Here is a 22941-nt window from a genome sequence, read left to right as displayed (position 1 = left end):
GCGCACGCTCTGCGCTCTGTGATTCGCGCATGCAATTCGCGCATGCAACTGCGTGATCGATTTGTCTGTCGCTTCTTGAATGCATAAGGCGACAGACAAATCGATTTTTCGGGGGGTTTGCATCATTTGATAAGTCAAGTCCGGTTTACCGCTTCGAAGACAGCGCCCCTCCAACATTGAAAAATTCATTTTATGCAGATGCTGATTAGAGATACGCGCAATATTTCAGACGATGCCATTGGTGGGCACCTGCAATCCCGCATCAGAAATTCCGATGATGGCGGCAAGGACAAGTTGCATGGTGATTCCCCTTTGAATCCGTTTTATATTGGCGAGACGGGCGATACCTTGATGATTCAGCGTTCCATATATGCCTTGACCGCGGCGATCGCGCGTTCCGTCATCTCTTCGACGGAGCCTTCGATTGAGATTTCCACGCCGTCTTCATCGCTTTGGAGCGGCTCCAGGATGGCAAATTGGCTGGGCAGCAGCGCCGGTGGCATGAAATGGCCCTTGCGTGCGGCCAGACGTTCGCCGATCAATTCCTCTCTGCCGGTGAGGTGAACGAAGAATACAGGGACGTTTTCGCGCAACACATCACGATATGCGCGCTTCAGCGCGGAGCTGGAAACCACGGTGTTCTCGCCGACGGATTCCTTGGCGGCCATCCATGAATTGAGGACGCGCAGCCACGGCCAACGGTCTTCGTCGGTCAGCGGAATGCCGGCGCTCATCTTGTCGATATTCGCCTGCGGGTGGAAGGCATCGCCTTCCACCATTTCAAAACCGAGACGGTCACGAATCGCTTCGGCAACGGTTGACTTTCCGCATCCTGCGACACCCATGACCACCACATGCGTTCTCATCAAGACTCCTTAACAACGTGCGACTGTGCACTTATCGGTGCAAGCAGATGTCCGCTGCGATATCTGTCGAAGAATACGATAAACCTTTTATAACTCTTCACCAAATCAAAAAGACTCTTTTTTATCAAATCGGGGTGTCTGTAGGCAATTGGTAATCTGAATCGCATGACTGCGGAATCCCTTATCACCAGCGCCGAGCACATGCATCTGCCCGTCGCCAGCCAGCTCGCCATCGACATCATAGACGGCGTATGGACCGCAGAACAGCCAAAGACACTGGAAGATCTCCAGTCGCAATTCGGCATATCAAGAACGGTCGCCCGCGAAGCCGCACGCCTGCTCGAATCGGCCAACGCCATCTCCATCCGTCGCCGCGTAGGCCTCGTCCCCAATCCCAACGACGAATGGCAAGCCCTTAATCCGCAGGTCATCACATGGAAACTGCATTCATCGCAACGCAAGCAGGAATTGCGTTGCCTCACCGAACTGCGCCTGTGCATCGAACCGGCCGCAGCGCGCTATGCCGCGGAACGAGCATCACTGGAAGACAAGGCAAAACTGCCCGTAATGGCACTGCGCATGAAGGAATACGGCGAAAACGGGACACTTGAGAAATTCCACGAACTGGATATCGAATTCCACTCGCTTATTCTCAAAAGCTGCGGCAACGAGCTGTTCTCATCATTCTCCGACACCATCGCGATCGTGCTGCGCGGACGCGTGGAAATCAACATGTACCCGGCCCAGCCGAAGGCGGAAGCACTGGACGCACACACCGCCGTGGCCGAAGCGATCTGGCGCGGCAACGAAGACGAAGCCTACGACGCCATGCGGCGAATCGTCGACGAAGTGCGAGACGCATTGCGCACGTCGCCCGACAATCAATAAGGCGAACGGTACAAGGAAACCAATAGACGGAAACAGACGCAACATAGCGGCATGCGACGCGGGACCCCACAACACAAAGGCCTCGCAACGTCACGACGACATCGCGAGGCCTCGCATATACCCGCCGCTCACTGAAGAGCAGTCCGACGAATCACCACTCGTGGCGCTGATACGCAATGCGTGTGGTGTCGGTCGGCCGATCGATCAGCTGAATCAGGCCGCAGCGCGCGAAACCATTGCTTTCCAACACATGCTGCATGGCCTTGTTGTTCGGATGCGTATCGGCACGCACATTGCCGTAATGCTTCAACGCCCACTTGATGCAGTCACGGGCGGCGTGGCGAGCCAAACCGGACGAGGCAATGCGGTGAATCGTCACATACGTGTCGTCATCCAACCAGGCGCCGTCGATCTTCGCGTACGTCGGATCCTTGCCGGGGCACAGCGCGAACTGGGCGAGAATACGCTCGTTACCGTCAACGGTATCGACCAGCAGCATCGTGCGCTGATTGGCGATATCGTCAAGAACGACTTCCTCACGAGGGAACGTGTGACCCCACTGCGTCGGATTGCCGTTGCGGGCCATCAGCTCACGCGCATGTTCGTAGATCTTCTGCATGCGGGGAAAATCCGCCATCGTCGCATGGCGAAAACGCCTTGGGGACGCCTCTTCAGTCACAGCACACCTCGTGATTCTTCTTCGGAAACTCCGAGGGTACAAATTAGCACGCTCAGTGCACATATGCCGGCATTTGACCATGCAACCGCGAAATATCACACCACCCTGCGTTCGAACGGGTCGGAACTGATGCCCTTGACCAGAATGTCGCGGCACCACTGCTTCGCCGTAAACAAGCTGTGGTCGCGGTAGTTGCCGCAGCTTTCCTCCGTTGTGGCCGGAACATCATCCCACGTGGCCTCTTCTGCGATGAACGTCAATGCCTCCTTCAGCGCCTTGGCCACGTCCTCGGTGGAATGCTCGCCCCACGTCAGCAGGTGGAAGCCGGTGCGGCAGCCGAACGGCGAACAATCAATGTAGCCGGGAATGCGTTCGCGCAGCAGCACCGCGATCGCATGCTCGATCGTATGCAGGCCGCCCGTCGGAATGGCGTTCTCGTTCGGTTGCACCAAACGCAAATCATAGTTCGAGATCACATCGCCGTTCGGGCCGGTCTGCGTATCGATATACCGCACATACGGCGCCTTCACCTTCGTATGATCCAGCTGGAAGCTTTCCACCACCGGCTTTTCGCCGTCCTTCTTCGATTCCGTCATATCCGCTCCTTTTCGATTACGGCCATTCACTCACCCATTATGCCGCACGGAAGGAGGCGACGGCTTGGATGAAACGGTCGCCATAGAGTTTGAGCTTGTTGTCGCCCACGCCGTTGACGAGCAGGAACTGCGAGGGTGTGACCGGTTTGATACGAGCCATATCGCGCAACGTTTTGTCAGAGAAAACAATGTACGGCGGTTTGCCGATTTCGCGCGCGATATCGAGACGCAGTTCACGCAGACGCTGGAACAACGCCTCTTCGTCGTCGTCGAGAACATACGATGACATGGCGCCGCCTGCCGTGCCGCTGGCTGCGCCACCACGCTTGCTCGCGGAGCCGCCCGTCGTAGTACGGTCGATGTGTTTGATTTCGTAATGGAACTCCGAAGCCACCGTTTCCGCGGCACGTACTCCAAAGCCGACGATCGGCATGCGCCCTTCGGAAATATGCAGGAAACCGTCGGTGGCCATCTGGTTCAGCACATCGCGGATCCTCGCTTCCGGCACATCCTTGAGCATGCCGAAGGTCGGCAGGCTTTGCGGGTTAAGCCATGCCAGATCCTGCGCCTGCGAACCGCGCAGAATACGTACGATTTTGCCTGAACCGACGCTTGCACCGGTATCGTGCACGCAACGGCTGATCGTGCGTGCGATGTCGGTGACGTCGATCGTCGCAAAGGTACTGTCGCAGTTGACGCATCCGCCTGCGCAATGCCGCTTTCCGGCAGCGCCAGCAACGCCGTCATCGCAAGCATCGCAATCGTCTGGCTCACCAAAATATCGCGTCATATACCGGTGCAGGCAGTCGGCGGTACGGCAGTAGCCCACCATGCCGTCCAACAGTCGGCGCTTCGACATGCGTACGATTTCCTGCTCGTCGGCGCTCAGCCGCTCATTCTCGTAATCGGAGTCGAGCAGACGCCGGCGCGTGACGATATCAGATTCATTCCACAGCAGCGTGCAACGACTGGATTCACCGTCTCGCCCGGCGCGACCCGCCTCCTGATAGTAGGCTTCGATGCTTTCGGGCATGTTGTGGTGGATCACGTAGCGCACATTCGACTTATCGATGCCCATGCCGAAGGCGTTGGTCGCCACGACCACCGGCACGAGGTCGGTGACGAAGTCGCGTTGCGCCTGATTGCGTTCTTCGGCTGGCATGCCACCGTGGTAGGCGACCGCGATACGCCCGTTGTCGAAGCCTGCGGACTCGCCAGCGCCGGCCATGCGCAATGCCGGTACGGCGTGGTTGAGGGATGCGGCGAGCGCTTCGGCGTCTTTGCGCGTCGCACAGTAGACAATGCCGGATTCATTGGCGCGTTCGGCGATGTACTGTGCCACCCACGCGGCTTTGCGTTTGGCTTCCAATTTGATGACGTCAAAATACAGATTAGTGCGATCGAATCCGGTGACGGCGATGCGCGGCTGCTGCAATCCCAGCAGTGCGATGATGTCGCCGCGCACACGCTCGGTTGCGGTTGCGGTGAAGGCCGCGACGGTCGGGCGCGTGGGCAGAGCGGCGATGAATTCGCCGATGCCGAGATATGAGGAACGGAAATCCTGCCCCCACTGGGATACGCAGTGCGCTTCGTCGACGGCGATCAACGATACGGGCACGCGTACGGCGAAGTTGCGGAAACGTTCGGTTTCGAGCCGTTCGGGCGCGACATACAGCAGTGTGATGTCGCCGCGGGCCGCTGCGGCAAGCACATCCTCCTGCTCTTCGTAGGATTGCGTGGTATTGATGTACGCGGCCGGTATGCCTTGCTCGTTAAGGCCGTCGACTTGGTCACGCATGAGTGAGATCAGCGGCGAGATAACGACGGTCAGGCCCGGCAGCATGGTTGCGGGCACTTGGTAGCACACGGATTTGCCTGCGCCTGTGGGCATGACGCCGAGGACGTCATGCCCTGCGAGAATCGCTTCGACAAGGCCCGCCTGCCCCGATCGGAACGAGTCGTAGCCGAAGTATCGTTTCAGCGCGTCAAGCGCAGTATTTGCCGCATCTGTCATGCTGCCAAGTGTAGCCGCCGTCCATGGCCGGCGCTTTGACATTCGGCCGCAATGCTATTCGGTACGCAATGCCGTGACCGGATCGCACTTCGCGGCGCCGCGCGACGGAATCAGGCCGCCGACCAGCGTCAGCACCATACTGAGCACGACCAGCGCGACCGCATTGCCGACCGGCAGCGCGGCACTGACATCGTTGGTGCCGATGGCGTAATGCAGAATCGCATTGCCTGGAATCAGCAGCAGTAATGTCACACCGATGCCAATCAGACCTGCCAGCAGGCCAATGATGCCGGTTTCCGCGTTAAACACTTGTGAAACATTGTGCTTTGACGCGCCCATGGCGCGCAGGATGCCGATTTCCTTAGTGCGTTCCAGCACGGAAATGTAGGTGATGATGCCGATCATGATCGACGACACCGCCAGCGAGACGCCGACGAAGGCGATTAGCACATACGTGATCACGTCGATGATGGTGGTGACGGAATTCATCATCAGGCCCACATAGTCGACGTAGACGATGCGGTCGGCTTCGTCGGCCGCATCGTTGTAATCATTGATGGCGTCGACGACGGCGTTCTTGTCGTCGAAGCTATCGACGTAAATGTTGATTGAGCTTGGCGCATCGCGGCTGACCAGTCCGAATGCGGACATGTTGTCGTTGTAGGAGCCCGCCGACACATATTGATCGTAGATGGCGACCAGCGACGTCTGATCGGCGGCGGCCATATACGCGTCAAGCTGGGCCGCCAGTTCGGATTCGCTTGCTGTGGCGAGCGTGGCGGTTGTCGAAGCGTCGCCGGACTGCCGTGCGGAGGCGGTCATCAGCGTGCGCGCCATCTGCGCTTTCTGGCTTACGCCCAACGTGGCGACGTAGGATTGGGCGTCGCTGGCTTTGGCTGCATCATCGCTAGGGGCAAAGGCCATGCCGTTGAGCACGTTGTGATCGGGGTCGGCTTTTTGATCGGAAACGATCTGGCTGGATTCGGCATGGTCGATCAGATAGTCGGTCAGTTCGCGCGTATAGCCGATGCCGGTGGCCAGCGGCGTCGCCTCAGCGTCTTTGATGGGCTTGACGATGCCGACGATGTTCAATGCGTTCTCATCGGTCATGTTCGATGTGATGTAATCCGCGTCATCGCCCTTATAGACGTAATGTCCGTCTTCGCCCTTCTCGTACTGGTCGCAGGCCGGGATGACATACAGCTTTTGGTCAAGCGCCTTTGAATAGTCGATTTTGCTGGTGTTGGTGGTGACGTCTTCGCCGGAGTTGAGCTGGTCCATCATGGTTTTGTATTCGCTTTGCGGCAACAGGCCCAGTTCATACAGCGTGGTCAGTGGAATGCTGTTGTTTTCGTCAAGCACCAGCACGACGTCGTTGCGATTGGACGGCCATTCGCCTTCAACGACCTTGTAATTGTCGCGAATCACTTTGCCGACCATCTGCTTGCCGTCGGCGCTGGGCATGATTTCACCGAACGCGTTCGGCGCGGCGTTTTCATCGCTTTGGCCGGTCAGCATGCTCATCTGCATGGAGGTCACGTCGGATGTCGTCATCGACTGCGTACTGCTGGTTGCCATGCGCGACGCCATGGATTGCGTGCCGCTGCCGCCGAACGTGACGCCGTCGGCGGTGACCAGCGTATCGTCCGGATCGTAGGCGAATACGGAGAATTTCGTATCGTACGAATATTGCACGCCGGCCGAGCCGACGTATTGGTTGATTTCGCTGCTGTCATCATCCAGATACCGCTTGAACGCGCTCAAATTGTTTTCGGTGATGCTGCCGGTCATCGTAGACGCGTCCTGGATGCTGGAATCATCCGGGTAGATGGCGTCGCTGCCATGCTTCTTTTGCGAGGTGGCATTGGACTGTGCACTCGACATGAGACTGGACATGTCGAAGGTTTTCGCGTCGATGGTGATCGGGTATGCGGTCATCGTTTCACGCTGGATATCGTCGATATAGGTGTTGACACCAGTCGAGATGGACATGATCAGCGCGATGCCGATGATGCCGATGGATCCAGCGAACGAGGTGAGGATGGTGCGCGCTTTTTTCGTACGCAGATTATTGAAGCTCAACGCCAGTGATGTTGCGAACGACATTGCGGCGCGTCCCATCGTCTGATGTACGGGCGCCGCAGCGCATTCGCTGCCGGGATTGAAAGGCGCGGAGTCGGAACGGATGCTGCCGTCGCGCAGTTCGACGATGCGCGTCGCATATTGGTGCGCCAGTTCGGGGTTGTGCGTCACCATGACGACGAGGCGGTCCTTGGCGACTTCCTTCAGCAAATCCATGATTTGCACGGAAGTATCGGAATCCAACGCGCCGGTGGGCTCGTCGGCCAGCACGATGTCCGGATCGTTGACAAGGGCGCGGGCAATGGCGACGCGCTGCATCTGACCGCCGGAAAGCTGGTTGGGCTTCTTATGAATATGGTCGCCCAAGCCGACACGTTCCAAGGCTTTGCAGGCACGCTCCTTGCGGTCTGCTCGGGAGACGCCGGAAATGGTCAGAGCCAATTCCACATTCGACAGGATTGTCTGATGAGGAATCAGATTGTAGCTTTGGAACACGAAGCCGATGGTGTGGTTACGGTAGGAATCCCAGTCGCGATCCTTGTATCGTTTCGTGGAAATGCCGTTGATGATCAAATCGCCGTCATCGTAACGATCCAGACCGCCGATGATGTTCAGCAGGGTTGTTTTGCCCGAGCCGGACGGACCCAAAATGGCTACGAACTCGTTGTCCCGTAGGTTCAGACTGACGTCATCCAATGCTTGCTGAATGAAGTCACCGGTTTTGTACCGCTTGGAGATACGGCTGATTTGAAGCACGATGCCTCTTCCTCATATCGACATAACACTTTTGTCTGTCAAGTCTACGCAAGGCGACCGAACAACAGCTGTGGTTTTTCACTCTGCACGGGTTTATTCGGATTGCTTCACCAACGACGGCCGCACTGAACGTTCGACGACGTTGGCGAACCCATGTTCAACCATCCATTCGTCGTCGAAGATCTTCTCCAAATACCCACGTCCGGAATCCGGCAGCAACGCGACCACCACATCGTTTTCGCCAAGGCCGTGTTCGTGCGCGTAGCGAATTGCCGCCGCCACCGCCATTCCGGAGGAGCCGCCGACCAGTAAGCCTTCTTGGGAGGCGAGCTGACGCGTCATTAGAAAAGAATCTGCGTCGCTGATCTTGACTATGTCGTCGACGACGCTACGGTCGAACGCTTTCGGATAGAAATCCTTGCCGGCGCCCTCCACCTGGTACGAGTGCACGCTTTGCGGATTCTCGGCGGAAAAAATCGAACCGTCGGGATCAGCACCAATCACGGTCACTGCGCCGCCGGATGCTTCCTTCAGATATCGGCCGGTGCCGGAAATCGTGCCGCCTGTGCCGATGGCGGCGACGAAATGCGTGACCGTATGGTCACTATCTTCCCAGATTTCCGGACCTGTGGTCGCATAGTGGCTCAGTGGGCCATTCGGATTTTCATACTGGTTGGGCATATAGGCGCCCGGAATTTCGCCGGCCAAACGTTTGGCCACACTGTAGTAGGAACGCGGATCGGTGCGCGGCACGCTGGTCGGGGCGACAATGATTTCCGCACCGTACGCCTGCAATACGGACCTTTTGATGAGGGAGACTTTGTCTTGTACGACGAAGATCGTGCGATAGCCGCGCTGCTGCGCCACCAGGGCGAGGCCTACACCGGTGTTGCCGGACGTCGGTTCGACGATGACGCCACCAGGCTTGAGCTGGCCACTGCGTTCCGCCTCATCGATAATGCGCCGGGCAATGCGATCTTTGGAGGAGCCTCCGGGATTCATGTATTCGACCTTGACTGCGATGGTGGATTTGACGCCTGCCGTCACATGGTTGAGGCGAACGAGTGGGGTGTGACCGATAAGTGCGGTGATGTCGTTATGGATGGTCATGACGCTGGCTCCTTTGGGCGGGGCTTTCGACGAATCTGAATTCCTGTGTAAATGAAACTCAAGGTTTTGTGGTGGATTGGGCGTTTTACGGAATTCAGTGGGTGCTTTTCTCGTTCACTGGGTGCTCGTCAGACTTAACCCGAATAGCAGCTTTATTGCAATCCCGGGCTTTTTCAAGGATTACATCATATGCGACTACACAATGAGGCACCCACTGAACGACAAATGCGCCCACTGAAGGGGCGGGTCATGTTCAGAGACAACAGTAACGGTGCATCATGCAGCCAACCATACCGGATTCCCTGCATCACCCCACCACATATGCCCGCATATCGGACTTCCCGGTCTCACATTCCAGCCTCTTCGCTCCCCAACTTCATGCCCCATCTCTTCACCCCACCCATTCCGCAAATCACCGCACCGCCATTCCATTTTTGAGGCGGATGAGGAGGATTTGGCGAAGGCGATTCGGATCATGCCGAAGCGGGAAGGGCGAAGATCCTGTCACACCAACGGGCGGCGAGTTCTTCGTCGTGAGTGATGACCAGCACGGCTTTCCCGGAGTCGGCCAACGACCGCAGCAAGGAGCCGACCTGCATCATATGCGCATGGTCCAATCCGCTGGTCGGCTCGTCGAGCACGATCAGGCGTTTGCCGCACATCAACGCCACGGCGATGGCGAGACGTTGCTTCTGCCCGCCCGACAGGGTCATCGGATGACGGTCGGCGAACTGAAGCAAATCCAGTGATTGCAGAATATCGTCGCAGCGCTGCCGCAACGCCTCCCATTGCTCAGACGTCTCCTCTTCCTGACCCATCAGCAGTTCACCACGCACGCTGTCGGCGAACAACTGATAGTTCACGTCCTGCATGACCAGAAAACTTGCGTCAGTAAGTTCGGTGCGCGTCGCCGGCTTGCCTTCCAGCATGATGCGACCGTCAAGGGACCGCTGCAGGCCACACAATGTGCGCGCCAACGTGCTTTTGCCTGCGCCATTGCACCCCATCAGACCGACGATCTGCCCAGAATGCAGGGCGAAATCATCAATGTCTTTGGCGAAATCGCAGGACTGTGCGGTTTTTTTGGAAGACCGTCTGCCGAACCATCGGCGATGCGAGACACCCACACGCAATTCCTGCGTCGCGATCAGCGGCGATGATGCGGCTTCTTCGTTCTCCTCGTTTCCGGCAACGATTTTCTGCCGGATCGCAACCTGATACGGCGTCATATCCAAGCCGCGCAGGCCTAAAGCTTCCACCTGTTCCGCCGGCAGGGCGCGGAATTTGACTGCGGTATATTCCTGCGTGGCCGCGCCGTCTTCGATGATGATGAATCGGTCGGCGACATCCATACACCAGGCAAGCCGATGTTCGGCGATAACAACAGTGACGCCGTCACGTTTCAATGCCACCACCATATCATGCAGGCGTCCGATTGCCGCCTGGTCAAGATTGCCGGTCGGCTCATCCATCACCACGAGTTTCGGATCCAGCATCATCGCTGTGGCGACGGCCAATTGCTGTCGTTGTCCTCCTGAAAGCATGGAGACATCACGGTCGAGCAGCATGTCAACACCGTATCGCTGCGCGACTTCGTGAATTCGCGCGTTGATCATATCCGAATCCATACCGCTGTTCTCGCATGGGAACGCCATTTCATCAGAAACATTCGCGTTGAAATATTGTGTTTTAGGATTCTGGAACACGCTCCCCACCAGCGGCACGTAGGCTTCGATAGAAGATGTTCCAGCCTGCAGACCGCAAGTCATATGTTCGCCGGACAATTCTCCGCCGAGCAGCCCTGGCACTAAACCGTTAAGCAATCGCGTATACGTGGTCTTGCCACAGCCGCTGCCCCCGCATAGAACCACCACTTCACCAGCGGCGACGTCCATATCAACATCATGCAACGCCGCCCCATCCGACGCCTGATACACGAATTTCACACCACGCGATCGCACGATTTCAGCAAGCGACGACGCCATCATCCGCCTTCCGACACCAATCACTAATCACCAAAATATCAATCACCACATATCGCATTCACAGCAGGCCTGTGACATGTGTAAGCGGCGGCAGCGCACAGCACAGCATTATCAGCCAATCGGCAGGCCGAACACGCAACCGCGCGCGACATGTGTGTTCCCCGGGCAATCCCAAGCCCTTCGTCAAAGCTGCCATCGACAAGTCCTGCGCAACATTCGTCGCATTCATCATCAACGGCACCAGCACATATTCCAAGCTTTGCATTGGACGTCGCAACAGGCCGCCAGCGCCATTCGCAATGCCACGCAAGGCCATCGCATGTCGAATCTGACGATAATCATGACGGATCGTCGGGAAAAAGCGAATAACCACAATGCAAGGAATAACAAAGTCTTCCGGCACATGCAGGCGACGCATCGCGCATACGAATTCGCTGGCCGACGTAGTGGTGAACGCGAAAGCGCCCGCAATCAGACTGGGCATCATCATGCGAATGCCGGATGATGCGAGGCCTACAAGATGCACCCATTCATATGTGTCAGCCATCGCCGCGGCAACACCGGCGAGAGCCAGCAAAGCCACATAGCATGCCAACCAATGTGCGGCGGCCACACGACGCCCGGCGACGAACATAGTCGCCAGCAGCAACGCGACCATCAAGGCTTCCACTGCAATACTTACACGCAGGAACAATGTCAGATTGGCAAACAGCAGCAATGCCAGTTTGGTGCGCGGATCCAGGATGAAGCGCATGCGATTGGTGCGGTGGCGTGTATTCATGTGATGTGATTCAGACGGTTCAAATGATGCGGATGAAAAAACGAATGCAGATGGACGCGGATTTACTCTTCGCCGCTGCCACCACTGCCGGCGGCGGCGATAATACCTGCTTTGACGAAATGCCGACGCATCAGACGCAGGCCAAACAAGCCGCCAAGCAGTGCGCATACAGCGATGGCAATCATGGAGATGACAAACGAGCCCATATTGATCTGTGCGAATACACCGTCGGTATAAGCCGCATCCTTGCCGCGCGATTCCAGGCTTGCGACATACATATCTTTCATGAACCAAAGAGGCAGAATCGGGCCGGTCAAGCCATAGCAAAACACGATGTAGCTGGCCAGCATAACAGTGCGATTGCGGTAGTGGCCAGCGCGTGCAATCAGATCGGCCGTCGCCGGAAAGATGATGCTGGCGAGAAAAGAGAAAATAAAATGGCCGGATACGAACAGGAACAGGCCGACAACCATGCCCATAATGGTGAGCCCGCCGAATTTGCCGATGCGCGCAGCAAGCAGCATGTATACGCCGCCCGATAGCAGGGCCGCAACCGACGGCAGCAGAATTTGGCCGAAACCGGCGAAGGCCACGGTACTGATCAACGTCGCCACGGCAACCAGCACGAAATACAGGGCGCTGAACACGCCGATGGTGATGAGGTCGGGGATGCTAAGTTTTCTGAGCCAACAGCCGGCCACAGGGCAAGCGCGTTTGCCGGGGTTGTTACGCGTTTTCAGGACCTGCTCAGATGCGTTAAGCGGCTTCATCATAAGTCTCCATACATTGAGGGCTTCAACGGGTCAGTGAAAAACGTCACCAGTCTCGGATCTACGCGGCGCACATTGTGTATGTGGCACCCACACAATGTGTATGTGGCACCCACCCATGCGCGCACCCAAAGCCTGCAACGCACAATGTGTGTCAAAACAGCGCACAATGTGCGTTCGAGCAACACACAATGTGCGTGTGACGCCCTAAAAACGCACCCAACTTGAGCGGCATCACACAATGTGCGTGTAGCACCCACACAATGTGCGCCACAACGACACACATTGTGTGCTCGCTACTTGTGCTCGCGCCATATGCCTGTACATGCCAAGCGCGCATGTACAGCGCAAAGTTTCTGGCCTTTGACGTTTTCCCAGCCCTCAATGTATCGGTGGGGACAATAAAAGGCAATACTTTTGTCGAAAATTCTCAGATTTATGCTGCCGCTTACAGTGATGGTCGACTTATAGTGAGGCCGCTGCGATGAGCTGGCGCGTGTAGGCGGATTGCGGTGAGGAAAGCACGCGAGCGCATTCGCCCGACTCTTCGATGCGCCCCTCATGCAGCACGATGATGCGATCGGCAACATGCTGCACGACGCCCAAATCGTGGGAGACCATGATCAACGCCATATTCGGGTTGGATTCACGGATTGCACGTATGGCGTCCAATATGTCAAGACGCGCGGCCACATCGATGGCGCTCATCGGCTCGTCGGCGAGCAGCACATTCGGGCGAGTGATGATGGCGCGAGCGATAGCGACGCGCTGCGCCTGCCCGCCGGAAAGATCCATCGGATAGCGCGCACGGAAAATCGCAGGATCCAATCCGACTGTATGCAATGCGCCATTGACTGATTCGCTGATTTCACCGATTGGAACACCGCGCAAGGCAAGCGGCTCGGCAACGGAACGTTCCACAGTCCAGCGCGGGTCGAGCGAAGCGAACGGATCTTGGAATACAAGTCCGGATTCTTGCCGTAACGTTTTAAGGCCTTCGCTACTGTGAGATCGCCGCTTTGTGACGTCAAGACCGCGGTAGTGCACGCTGCCGCTGTCGGCGGATTGCAGGCCAAGCATAATGCTGGTCAGTGTGGATTTACCGCAGCCGGAACCTCCGATAACGGCAAGGCACTCCCCCGCGCGCACATCGACGCCGACATTGAACAAAACTTGTCGACGGGCGCCGCGTGCGCCGAAATATTTGTTGATGTCAGCGGCTTGCAGCATGATTTCGCCTGATTGCAGGGCGCTGATTCGATCAGTCATTGTGCTGCTCCTTTATTGGCGTTGCGCTTGATGTGAAGGATTCCTTTGGCTGTGAGGCAGCCGCTTGCAAGGTCAATTCGCAGGCCGCTCGTGTCAGGCGTTGCGCCTGTGGCGTGTGCGGATTGGCCAAGATACGCGCAGTTTCTCCGTTTTCGACCATATGTCCGCCGTCGATCACGTAGCATTGCGTGGTTGCGCGCGACAATACGGCGAAATCGTGAGTGATGAACAGCATGGATGCGCCGGCATCGTCGACCAAGGAGACCAGAAGATCCACGATTTGACGTTGCATGATGGAGTCAAGCGCAGTGGTCGGTTCGTCGGCGATGATGAGTCGTGGGGATGTGATAAGGGCGGTCGCGATGGCGACGCGCTGCTGTTGGCCGCCGGAAAGCTGACTGGGATACTTATTGATGATTGCCGCCGGCAGACCGACTTTGACGAGCATTGCCATCACGCGATCGAGGCGTTCCTGTTTGGTCAGATCGTAATGCATACGCAATGGCAGTTCGATCTGACGTCCGACCGTCAATACCGGGTTCAATGCGGATGCAGGATTTTGGAATACCATCCCCATGGCGCGGCCGCGTAAGGCGGCCATGTCATGGTCGCTTGCTCCTACGAGCTCATGCCCGTCAAGCGTAATCGATCCCGTCACAGCGGCGTCGGCCGGCAACAGTCCCATAATCGCTTTCGAAATCATGGATTTTCCGGACCCCGAAGAACCGACCAATCCGACACGGCAGCCGTCTTCAATATTCAAATCAACATCGCTGACAATCGGCCTGCCGCCGATGGCAATGTTCAGTCCGCGAATAATCACACTCATCTCACGCCTCGCAATCGCGCATTCGTCAACGGATCGGCAGCGTCACGCAACGCGTCGCCGAACACATTCAACGCCACTACGGCAACGGTTACAATCAGGCCAGGCCACAACACGGTCAACGGGTACACGTTGATGAGTTTCACCGATGTGGCCAACGAATGGCCCCAGCTCGGGACACCGGACGGCACGCCGATGCCCAAATAGGTCAGGCCGCTTTCCGCCAGCACCGAGGTGCCGGCCGACAACGTCAACTGCACCAGCATCGTCGGCATGATATTGGGCACGACATGATCCACGAACACACGCCAATGTGTGGCTCCGTTCGACAATGCCGACGTCACATAATCACTGCGAGCCGCCAGCAATGCCTGCGGGCGTACTACACGAGCCAGATTCAGTCCATAACCGAAACCGCAGGCGGCTACGATCACGGCGATTGACGCACCGAAAGGTACGGCCAAGATCAGCGCTATCAGTGTGGTCGGAACGGAAATCAGGGCATCGATAACGACAACGGTGACGTTCGACAGCGCGTCAGAACGCGAAACCATAAGCGCTACCAGCAGTATGCCGAGCGCGGCCGTTACCAGCATCGTTAACGCGACAACAAGCAGATTCGTGGCGGAGCCTGCCATCAGCCAGCTCAGCACGTCCGCGCCCGTACCATCCGTACCCAGCCAATGGGAGAGCGAGGGCTTGGCCCACACGTTGTAGCCGTCCGTAGCCCACAAGGATTGCGGCGTCCAAAACAGCGACGCCAACGCGATCAGCAGCCACAAGCCCAGTACGATCAGCGAGAAACGGCCTTCGACGCGTGCCCAAAGGCTTCGTAGAACAATGCGCGCTTTCACGACTGCACCTCCTTTGCGGCATCAGGCAGCACTGCGGCACTGACCGGCACCGCATCATCATCCGACATGTCGCCGCCGTCGGCATCATCCGCCAGACGCGGATCCAACACACGATGCAGCACATCGACCAGCAGGCCGATCAGCAGGAAAAACGCCGACAGCATGAACAGTTCGCTTTGAACCGCAACCAAATCACGATTGCCCACGTCAACAATCAGTCCGTGGCCGATTCCCGGCAACGCGAACAGGTTTTCAATCACCATCACTCCAGTAATCATTTCAGCAAACGTCAAACCGACCACCGACACCAATTGCGGCGCCGCCAAACGCAATCCGACGCGCGCCAGCGCCTGCGCGCGCGTCATGCCACACGACATCGCCATATCAACATGCCCGGAATGCAGCATCTCCCCTAGTGCGGAACGCGTGTAACGCATCAGGCTTGCGCCGACGACGATGCCGACCGACAAAGCCGGCAGAATCAGCGAAGCAACCGCTCCTTCAGGGTCAGCCCAGCCGTCTGTGGGGAATCCTTGCGCAGGCAGGATGCCAATCAGTCCGACACCGCGTGAAAAGAGCAGAATCAGCAGCAAACCACTCCATAATGCAGGCACCGCACCGCCGATAATCGAAACGACATGGAATACAGAGCGCGCGTGACGGCTATTCGCCATCACCGAGGCACAGCCCAGAGGGAGGCCGAGAGCCAGCGCAATCAACAAGCCGAGCACGATTAGGGGGAACGTAATCGACGCGCGAACGCCGACCTGCGAGGTAATCGAGCGACCAGTCAGGATGGACACACCGAAATCGCCGTGCAACAACGCATCCATCCAGTCGACGTATTGCACGCCCCACGATTTGTTCAGCCCCAACTGTTCACGCAATGCTGCCACACGTTCGGGTGTCGAATTCGTGCCGGCCATAACGGCGGCGACGTCGCCGGGCAAAATGCGCAGCGCGGCGAACACCAACAGCGATATGCCGAACAACGCCAGAAGGAACAGGCCTAATCGGCGAATAAGGAAGCGCATTTTGGTTGCTCCGATGATTGACTGTGCGTGAAAACGGTGAAGGTTATTTTTTGAGATTGATTGGAAGATGCGCGATGCTGCGGCGGCGGCAACGCGCGACAGCCTGCAATACAAGACTGGCATATCGGCAGAATCGCCGCGCGCCGCAGCGCCTGGTCAGCCGATCACTGCGCGTTGTATACGACGTTATACAGCGGCAGCAGCGTCTGATTGAGGTTTACGGGGAAGCCCTCCAAGCCGTTCGCCCACGCGGTGGTCACACGATAGTTGAACAGCCAGTCGGCGGGCGCATCTTCGGACACGATGCGGGCGGCCTTCGCCAACAGCTCGTCACGCTGCTCGTCGGAGGTCGCGGCGATGGCCTGGTCGTACAGATCTTGCACTTCCTTGTTGTCATAGTGGTAGTAGTAGTCCGGCGTGGCCCACTGGTAGAAGTCGTGGCTTTCGTTGTGATCGACAAGTGACAGGTCGTAGTTGCCGTCGGTGTAGACGTCCTGCAGCCAAGTGGAGAATTCCACGATCTGCACGTCGAGGTCGATGCCGATTCCCCTCAATTGCGAGCGCAGCTGGTCGCCGATTTCATTCGGATACGTATTCGAATACGTCAGGGTCAGTTTCAGCGGGTTATCGGTGGAATAACCGGCTTCAGACATCAGTTCCCGGGCCTTGTCGACATCGTACGGGTATACGTCGGTCAGGTCTTCATAGCCGGGATCGAGCGACGGGATCGGGCCGCCGAGGACCACGTCGGCGCCGCCACGCGAGGCGATGATTTCTTCATGGTTGATGGCATAGCGGATGGCCTGACGCACGCGTTTGTCGGAGGTTTTTTCGCCGGTGCTGTTGAAGGCGAGCACATATTTGTCGGTATCGTCGCCGGCCTGAACGGTGTAATGTTCGCTGTCTTCAACGAAAGTGTCAGCAAGGGAGGCGTTGATTGGCGCCAGCACCTGCACGTCGCCGGATTTGAGCGCGTTCACGGCGGCGTTGTCATCGGCGTAATACTTGATGACGATGGTTTCGGTTTTCGCCTTGTTGCTGCCCCAATACCTGCTGTTGGCCTTCAGAGTGACGGAGTCGTTGGCAGTGAAGTTTTCGACGAGGTACGGACCGGAGCCGACCGCTTCGGTTTTCGCGTCATACTGCGCATCCTTGTCGAACACAAGGCCGGCGCGTCCGGTCAGCGTCCACAAAAGATTCGAATATGGTGCGCTCAGACGCAGTTCGACGGTGTTCTTGTCGACGGCAGTGATGGATTCGAAGTTGGTGAGCGACGTGGAATCATGGTATTCCTTGTCGATCAGTTCGTTGATGGACCATGCCACATCGTCGGCATTGAGTTCGTCGCCGTTCGAGAAGGTCATGCCTTCGTTGAGGTGGAAAGTGTAGACGGTGCCGTCATCGTTGCTTTCCCATGTTTTCGCGATGGCAGGCACGACATTGTTGTCGCTATCGCGTGCAACAAGGCCTTCGTAGACGTTGCCGATGAGGATTTGGTCAAGGGCCGAGCCTGCGGTATTGCGGATGTCAAGATTGGTCGGCGCCAATTTGAGACCGATGGTGACGGTATCGGCGGCACCGCTTTCGCTGTTTGCCGTTTCCTTTGGCCTGAACACGTTCCACCCAATGATGATTGCGATAACGGCGACGACAGCAATCAGCGCCACAAGCCATGGGCGCTTCGGTTGGTTTGTGTTCTTGTTTTTCGCCCGCGCTTCAAGTGAAGCGTCGGTGCTGGATGCAGGAGTGTTTGTGGTTGTGCCGCTGTTTGCGTGCACACCATTGTTTTGTGTCATGGTTCTTGTATTCCCTTGTATTTCACGGTCATCTCTCAGCCGTGGCCTGCGACGTCGCCTGCAGCGATGCATGGCTTTGTTATTTCCTCTTGCTTATTTGCTTCGGCTGGCCGCCATGAAGGTCGACCGCCGCGTTTCAGTCTAACCCACCCCCTGGCCTGACATACGACGATATACTGTAAACATTCCGACCTGAGACATCGGAAGCATTCGTGTCAAGGCCGACGACAAAGGGGGATGCATGCTTATTGCTGTGGATATAGGCAATACGAATATCGTGCTGGGATTCATGGAAGACAACGACATCGTCGGCACGTATCGCATTACGACGAAAGCTGAGCACACATCGGACGAATACGGTCTGATGATTACGCAGTTCCTCGCATTGAGCGGCTATCATCCGGATGACGTCGATGATGTGATCATCGCATCGGTGGTACCGAAGGTAATGCACTCTTTCCGCGCCAGTATCGTGAAATTCCTTGATATCGACCCGATGATTATCGGCCCCGGCATTAAAACCGGCATGAACATCCGCATGGATGACCCCAAGTCGTTGGGAGCCGATTGCTTGGCTGACTGCGCCGGCGCTTTCTACACATATGGCGGCCCGGTTTTGGTTACCGATTTCGGCACGGCGACGACCTTCAATTACGTCAACATTGAAGGCACCATCACTTGCGGACTGGTCACCACCGGCATTCGCACCGCCGCGGCTGCGCTTTCCGGTCAGACCGCGCAACTGCCGGAAATCGAAATCACCCGTCCGAAATCAATCCTCGCGACGGCGACGAAAACCGCAATGCAAGCCGGCCTGTATTACAACTATCTCGGCGGCATCGAACGGACGATCCAACAGTTCCATGCTGAAATCGGAGAGGATTTCCAAGTCGTCGCCACCGGTGGATTGGGCCGTATCTTCAAAGACGACACCATGCTGATAGACGTGTACGATCCGGATTTGATTTTCAAAGGCATGAAAACCATCTACGATCGCAACGCCGACTGATTCGGCCACACGCCTTCCGTGATTTCCCTAGGAAATTTACGTTTTAGGCTCTTCCAGGACCGCAGAAACGTAAATTTCCTAGGGAAATCACGGTTTTCAACCTCACGGAATCGCATTCCCGAAGCCATTAAAACCACGCGGATTCGACGGCTTCGCGGACCTCAGCAAAACACATATCGTAAAAAGGGCGCGGTGACGGAAATGTCAGGCTCCCAAATCAGAGAAGCAAACATCATGGGCCCACGGAATACGTTGTTATTGGATGACGAAGCCCTGATTGCCACCGTACTCTTTGAGATCGCGCTGCCAGGATGACAACCCGTCCATCAGACTGATTTCTTCAGTCTTCAAATCCTTGATTTCCTGTTTGATGCCGCGCTTCTTTTCAGTCAAATCAGCAATCGTCGTATCAATAGTTTCGTCATCAATCATGGAATACGAATTGCTGTCGGAATTAGTGGCTGCATCAGCTGAATCAGCAGCAGACGAATCACCATTGGACGGATTTGATGAATTCTCTGTATCAGACGACTTATCGGTATCAGACGGGTTCCCAGTATCCGACGATTTCGCAGTATCAGCAGCTGCCGCCACTTTTTTCGCAGCTTTAATCGCTTCAAAAATCTGCAATCGGGATTCCACTGATTCCAAACGCCTGTTCAATTTCAGCATTTCCGTCGACCAGCTGTACGCCGCAGCAACGGTATTTTTGAAATCATTGCGCGCATACACTTCAAACGGCAAATACTGATAGCCCGTCAACACGTCTTCCGCGGCGTCGGAAAGCACTTTATTGAATTCCTGCCCGCCGAAATACGGGATTTCGATGCCGCGCGCATCGGTAATGGTCGTTTTGGAAAGGAATTCCTCGCTATTTAACGTATTATTGTCGGCTGGAAAAGCGCCGCCGTCGACGCGCGCTTTGATGCCGGCCGCCTCATGGCAGGCGTATTCGATAAAACGATATGAGGCTTCCGGCTTACGCGACGTCTGCAATACGGTCAGCGCAGATCCGCCGTTCTCCGCATTGGCAGCATTGCCGTCCGAAGTCGGCATTTTCCCAACACGCCACAATCCTGCAGACCCCGGCACGTCAGCCAGCAGCAGCGACGGCATCCATGCGCCGGAAAACACCGAAGCGACACTGCCTTCGCCCAAAGCCTGCTTCCACCCATTGGACCATGTGGTCAGATTCGTGTTGATCAGTCCTTCGTCAATCATTTTCTGCCAGAATTCAGTGAAATCCTGCGTTCCTTCGTCGCCTGTCAGATTCACCGTCACGTTCAGGCCATCATTGGACACCTGATAGGGACGTCCGCCGGAAAGCCAGATCATCGCCGAATAGAAACTGGCATCACCGGAATCCGCGGCAATATATACGCCGATTTCCTTGAGCTTTTTCGCCGCTTCGTAAAAGTCGTTCCACGTGCGAATTTTCGACGCGTCCACGCCAGCCTGGCGGAAAACGTCATCATTGTAGAAGAATGCCATCGGACCGGAATCCATGGGCAGGCCATAAATACGATTATTCAACTGCACCGAGCTCCACGTGCCGGGCGTGTAGAAATCGCCGTATCCGGCCGCCCTGTCAGTAATATCAAGCAGCTGACTGCTGACCGCATACTGTCGCAGGGCGTAATATTCAAGTTGCGCGACGTCAGGCATGCCGTATCCGTCTTGAATGGCGTCGTTGAGATTGTTGTAGCCGCTGGTGTTTTTCCAGATCACATGCACGTCGGGATTTTCCGCTTCAAAACCGTCGATGACGGCTTGCATGCTCGGCTCCCACGACCATACGGTGATGGTGGTGCGGGTATCGGTCTGCGCGCAGGAGGCGATGCCGAACAACATGGCGACCGTACAGAAAATCGCCATCAATCGACCGAATCGTTGTTTCGGCATATCGCTCCTTTATCGCAGCCATTGATGATTCACGCGGCCGCATTTGGTTATTCGTCGGGCAACAGCCAATGTCACAGGCTGCAATATACCGTCGTAGTGTACGCCATAGAGCTGGAAATGTAATACCAGTACTGATATGACGGTTTGGAGACTTGGGGACAGGACGAAACGTCACAACAGTACCGATATGACGATGGTGTTTGCGTGATGCCATGTGATGCATAAAAAAATGGGCACGACCTTGATGGCCGTGCCCACTATGGTCACATTCGGAACGCTATGGATTAAGCGGACCTATGAGAGCCGTCACTTAACGGTGTAGCCCTGCTGGGTAGCGTACTCCTTCAGAGCGCTCTCCCAGGAGGCGATGCCTTTCTCCAGAGTGATGGACTTGTCGGTGAAGGCGGCGCCGGCATGATCGGCGTAGACGTTACGGGCGTTGACTTCGAACGGCAGGAACTTGTAGCCGGTGGAGACGTTGGCAGCGGCCTTGGCGAGCTCCTCGTTGAACTTCTGTCCGCCGAAGTACTCGTGAGCGTTGCCGTCGGCGTCGGTCAGGCTGGTCATGCTCAGGAAGTCATCAGAGGACAGAGTGTCGTTATCGGCCGGGAAAGCACCGCCATCGACGCGCACGCCGATGCCGTCGGCGTTGTGGCAGGCGTATTCCATGAACTTGTATGCGGCTTCGTCCTTGGCGGAGTCGTCGGTCTTGATCAGAGCCAGGGAAGAGCCACCGTTCTCGGAGTTGGTTTCGGAACCGTCAGCGGTCGGCATCTGGGTGATGCGCCACTTGCCGTCACCGTCCGGAGCGCCGGAGAGCAGGTTATACGGCATCCAGGCGCCGGTAAGCAGGGAGGCGATGGAGCCGTCGTTCAGGCCCTTGTTCCATTCATCGGTCCAGCCGGCGGTCTTGGTATCGATGAGGTCTTCGTCAATCATCTTCTGCCAGAAGTCGATGAAGGTCTGGACGTTCTTATCGCCTGTCAGGTTGATGGAAACGGTGGTGCCGTCCTCGGAGGTCTCGAACGGAGCGGCGCCGGCCAGCCAGGTCATGGAATCGAAGAAGCCGGCATCGCCGGAATCGGAGGTGATGTAGGAGCCGGTGGCACGAATCTTCTTGGCGGCCTCATAGAAGTCATCCCACGTACGCACCTGGGTCGGGTCAACACCGGCCGCGTCGAAGACTTCCTTGTTGTAGAACCAGGCCATCGGGCCGGAATCCATCGGCAATGCGTACACGCCGCCGTTGATGTTCACGGAGCTCCAGGTGCCCGGGGTGTAGAAGTCGGAATAGCCAGATGCCCCGTAATCAGACAGGTCGGAGACATAGCCGCGGATAACATATTCCGGCAGCGCGTAGTATTCAATCTGGGCGATGTCCGGAGCGCCGGAGCCTGCTTCCATGGCGTTGTTCAGAGCAAGGTATTCATCCTTGTTGGTACCTGCATTGGTGATGGTGACCTTGATGTTCGGATTTTCCTTCTCAAAACCCTTCACAGTGCGCGCAAGGGTGGAATCCCATGCCCACACAGTCAGTTCGACCTTTTCGTCGGACTTATCGGCTGTACCGGCGTTGGATGCATTGTCCGAGCCACATGCAGCAAGCGGCATGAGCATGGCGGCTGCACCAATCATGGCGATGACACGCTTATTGAACTTCATCGTTCTTCCTTCCTGTTGGCTTCGGCCGGCGATCCCGTATCAATCAGCCGTGCCGTTGCCAA

17 protein-coding genes and 1 pseudogene are annotated in these 22941 nt (G+C 56.7%); 2 read left to right on the top strand and 16 right to left on the bottom strand.

Annotated features, from left to right (window positions below; genetic code table 11):
• Window positions 1-356: 356 nt before the first annotated feature.
• A complete protein-coding gene (locus AC1AWD_RS01820) occupies window positions 357-866 on the bottom strand; it encodes a gluconokinase (protein WP_476563346.1) in 510 nt (169 codons plus the stop codon).
• A 165-nt stretch (window positions 867-1031) separates the two neighbouring features.
• On the opposite strand from AC1AWD_RS01820, the gene AC1AWD_RS01815 reads away from it, so the two are divergent.
• Window positions 1032-1754, top strand: a complete 723-nt coding sequence (locus AC1AWD_RS01815; RefSeq protein ID WP_476563345.1) for a FadR/GntR family transcriptional regulator — start codon at window positions 1032-1034, stop codon at window positions 1752-1754.
• Between the two features lie 151 nt (window positions 1755-1905).
• Here the strand turns inward: AC1AWD_RS01815 and AC1AWD_RS01810 are convergent, their stop codons facing one another.
• The 13 genes and pseudogenes from AC1AWD_RS01810 to AC1AWD_RS01750 form a co-directional block, all read right to left on the bottom strand.
• The gene (locus tag AC1AWD_RS01810) at window positions 1906-2391 is read right to left on the bottom strand and encodes a GNAT family N-acetyltransferase (protein WP_476563344.1); all 486 of its coding nucleotides are present in this window, start codon (window positions 2389-2391) and stop codon (window positions 1906-1908) included.
• Between the two features lie 137 nt (window positions 2392-2528).
• Complete coding sequence (locus AC1AWD_RS01805) at window positions 2529-3029, bottom strand: S-ribosylhomocysteine lyase (protein ID WP_476563343.1); 501 nt, start codon at window positions 3027-3029, stop codon at window positions 2529-2531.
• 37 nt (window positions 3030-3066) lie between these two features.
• Entirely contained in the window at window positions 3067-5043 is a 1977-nt protein-coding gene (locus AC1AWD_RS01800) for a RecQ family ATP-dependent DNA helicase (protein ID WP_476563342.1), read from the bottom strand.
• Window positions 5044-5097: 54 nt separating this feature from the next.
• Complete coding sequence (locus AC1AWD_RS01795) at window positions 5098-7881, bottom strand: ABC transporter ATP-binding protein/permease (RefSeq protein ID WP_476563341.1); 2784 nt, start codon at window positions 7879-7881, stop codon at window positions 5098-5100.
• Window positions 7882-7974: 93 nt separating this feature from the next.
• On the bottom strand, window positions 7975-8991 hold the full coding sequence (locus AC1AWD_RS01790; RefSeq protein WP_476563340.1) for a pyridoxal-phosphate dependent enzyme: 1017 nt from the start codon (window positions 8989-8991) through the stop codon (window positions 7975-7977).
• 473 nt (window positions 8992-9464) lie between these two features.
• On the bottom strand, window positions 9465-10976 hold the full coding sequence (locus AC1AWD_RS01785) for an ABC transporter ATP-binding protein (protein WP_476563339.1): 1512 nt from the start codon (window positions 10974-10976) through the stop codon (window positions 9465-9467).
• A 58-nt stretch (window positions 10977-11034) separates the two neighbouring features.
• On the bottom strand, window positions 11035-11757 hold the full coding sequence (locus AC1AWD_RS01780; RefSeq protein WP_476563338.1) for an energy-coupling factor transporter transmembrane component T: 723 nt from the start codon (window positions 11755-11757) through the stop codon (window positions 11035-11037).
• A gap of 62 nt (window positions 11758-11819) precedes the next feature.
• Window positions 11820-12530, bottom strand: a complete 711-nt coding sequence (locus tag AC1AWD_RS01775) for an MptD family putative ECF transporter S component (protein ID WP_476563337.1) — start codon at window positions 12528-12530, stop codon at window positions 11820-11822.
• A gap of 462 nt (window positions 12531-12992) precedes the next feature.
• The gene (locus AC1AWD_RS01770; protein WP_476563336.1) at window positions 12993-13796 is read right to left on the bottom strand and encodes an ABC transporter ATP-binding protein; all 804 of its coding nucleotides are present in this window, start codon (window positions 13794-13796) and stop codon (window positions 12993-12995) included.
• Window positions 13789-14625, bottom strand: coding sequence for an ABC transporter ATP-binding protein (locus AC1AWD_RS01765; RefSeq protein ID WP_476563335.1), 837 nt, complete (start codon window positions 14623-14625; stop codon window positions 13789-13791). Before AC1AWD_RS01765 ends, AC1AWD_RS01770 begins: the two co-directional genes overlap by 8 nt.
• Complete coding sequence (locus AC1AWD_RS01760) at window positions 14622-15476, bottom strand: ABC transporter permease (RefSeq protein ID WP_476563334.1); 855 nt, start codon at window positions 15474-15476, stop codon at window positions 14622-14624. The genes AC1AWD_RS01765 and AC1AWD_RS01760 overlap by 4 nt, the downstream gene beginning before the upstream one ends.
• A 92-nt stretch (window positions 15477-15568) precedes the next feature.
• Window positions 15569-16510, bottom strand: a pseudogene (locus AC1AWD_RS01755) (ABC transporter permease); the annotation flags it as partial.
• A 164-nt stretch (window positions 16511-16674) separates the two neighbouring features.
• Window positions 16675-18306, bottom strand: coding sequence for an ABC transporter substrate-binding protein (locus tag AC1AWD_RS01750; RefSeq protein WP_476563333.1), 1632 nt, complete (start codon window positions 18304-18306; stop codon window positions 16675-16677).
• A gap of 241 nt (window positions 18307-18547) precedes the next feature.
• Here AC1AWD_RS01750 and AC1AWD_RS01745 point away from each other — a divergent pair, with 241 nt between their 5' ends.
• Window positions 18548-19315 (top strand): type III pantothenate kinase, encoded by a 768-nt coding sequence (locus AC1AWD_RS01745; RefSeq protein WP_476563332.1) that lies wholly within the window; start codon window positions 18548-18550, stop codon window positions 19313-19315.
• A 255-nt stretch (window positions 19316-19570) separates the two neighbouring features.
• Here the strand turns inward: AC1AWD_RS01745 and AC1AWD_RS01740 are convergent, their stop codons facing one another.
• Both AC1AWD_RS01740 and AC1AWD_RS01735 read right to left on the bottom strand, forming a co-directional pair.
• Window positions 19571-21217 (bottom strand): ABC transporter substrate-binding protein, encoded by a 1647-nt coding sequence (locus AC1AWD_RS01740; RefSeq protein WP_476563331.1) that lies wholly within the window; start codon window positions 21215-21217, stop codon window positions 19571-19573.
• A gap of 306 nt (window positions 21218-21523) precedes the next feature.
• Window positions 21524-22879, bottom strand: coding sequence for an ABC transporter substrate-binding protein (locus AC1AWD_RS01735; RefSeq protein WP_476563330.1), 1356 nt, complete (start codon window positions 22877-22879; stop codon window positions 21524-21526).
• Between the last annotated feature and the right edge of the window lie 62 nt (window positions 22880-22941).

The sequence above is a fragment of the Bifidobacterium sp. LH_512 genome, assembly GCF_056356435.1.
The sequence above is the reverse complement of the archived record's forward strand: the minus strand, read 5'-3'. Positions and strand labels throughout refer to the sequence as shown.

What these genes read in the sequence shown, in the direction of transcription:
- AC1AWD_RS01820 (WP_476563346.1), bottom strand. Translation starts at nt 866, where the DNA reads ATGAGAACGCATGTGGTGGTCATGGGTGTCGCAGGATGCGGAAAGTCA.
- AC1AWD_RS01770 (WP_476563336.1), bottom strand. Translation starts at nt 13,796, where the DNA reads ATGACTGATCGAATCAGCGCCCTGCAATCAGGCGAAATCATGCTGCAA.
- AC1AWD_RS01805 (WP_476563343.1), bottom strand. Translation starts at nt 3,029, where the DNA reads ATGACGGAATCGAAGAAGGACGGCGAAAAGCCGGTGGTGGAAAGCTTC.
- AC1AWD_RS01745 (WP_476563332.1), top strand. Translation starts at nt 18,548, where the DNA reads ATGCTTATTGCTGTGGATATAGGCAATACGAATATCGTGCTGGGATTC.
- AC1AWD_RS01810 (WP_476563344.1), bottom strand. Translation starts at nt 2,391, where the DNA reads ATGGCGGATTTTCCCCGCATGCAGAAGATCTACGAACATGCGCGTGAG.
- AC1AWD_RS01735 (WP_476563330.1), bottom strand. Translation starts at nt 22,879, where the DNA reads ATGAAGTTCAATAAGCGTGTCATCGCCATGATTGGTGCAGCCGCCATG.
- AC1AWD_RS01785 (WP_476563339.1), bottom strand. Translation starts at nt 10,976, where the DNA reads ATGGCGTCGTCGCTTGCTGAAATCGTGCGATCGCGTGGTGTGAAATTC.
- AC1AWD_RS01780 (WP_476563338.1), bottom strand. Translation starts at nt 11,757, where the DNA reads ATGAATACACGCCACCGCACCAATCGCATGCGCTTCATCCTGGATCCG.
- AC1AWD_RS01815 (WP_476563345.1), top strand. Translation starts at nt 1,032, where the DNA reads ATGACTGCGGAATCCCTTATCACCAGCGCCGAGCACATGCATCTGCCC.
- AC1AWD_RS01750 (WP_476563333.1), bottom strand. Translation starts at nt 18,306, where the DNA reads ATGACACAAAACAATGGTGTGCACGCAAACAGCGGCACAACCACAAAC.
- AC1AWD_RS01775 (WP_476563337.1), bottom strand. Translation starts at nt 12,530, where the DNA reads ATGATGAAGCCGCTTAACGCATCTGAGCAGGTCCTGAAAACGCGTAAC.
- AC1AWD_RS01800 (WP_476563342.1), bottom strand. Translation starts at nt 5,043, where the DNA reads ATGACAGATGCGGCAAATACTGCGCTTGACGCGCTGAAACGATACTTC.
- AC1AWD_RS01790 (WP_476563340.1), bottom strand. Translation starts at nt 8,991, where the DNA reads ATGACCATCCATAACGACATCACCGCACTTATCGGTCACACCCCACTC.
- AC1AWD_RS01740 (WP_476563331.1), bottom strand. Translation starts at nt 21,217, where the DNA reads ATGCCGAAACAACGATTCGGTCGATTGATGGCGATTTTCTGTACGGTC.
- AC1AWD_RS01765 (WP_476563335.1), bottom strand. Translation starts at nt 14,625, where the DNA reads ATGAGTGTGATTATTCGCGGACTGAACATTGCCATCGGCGGCAGGCCG.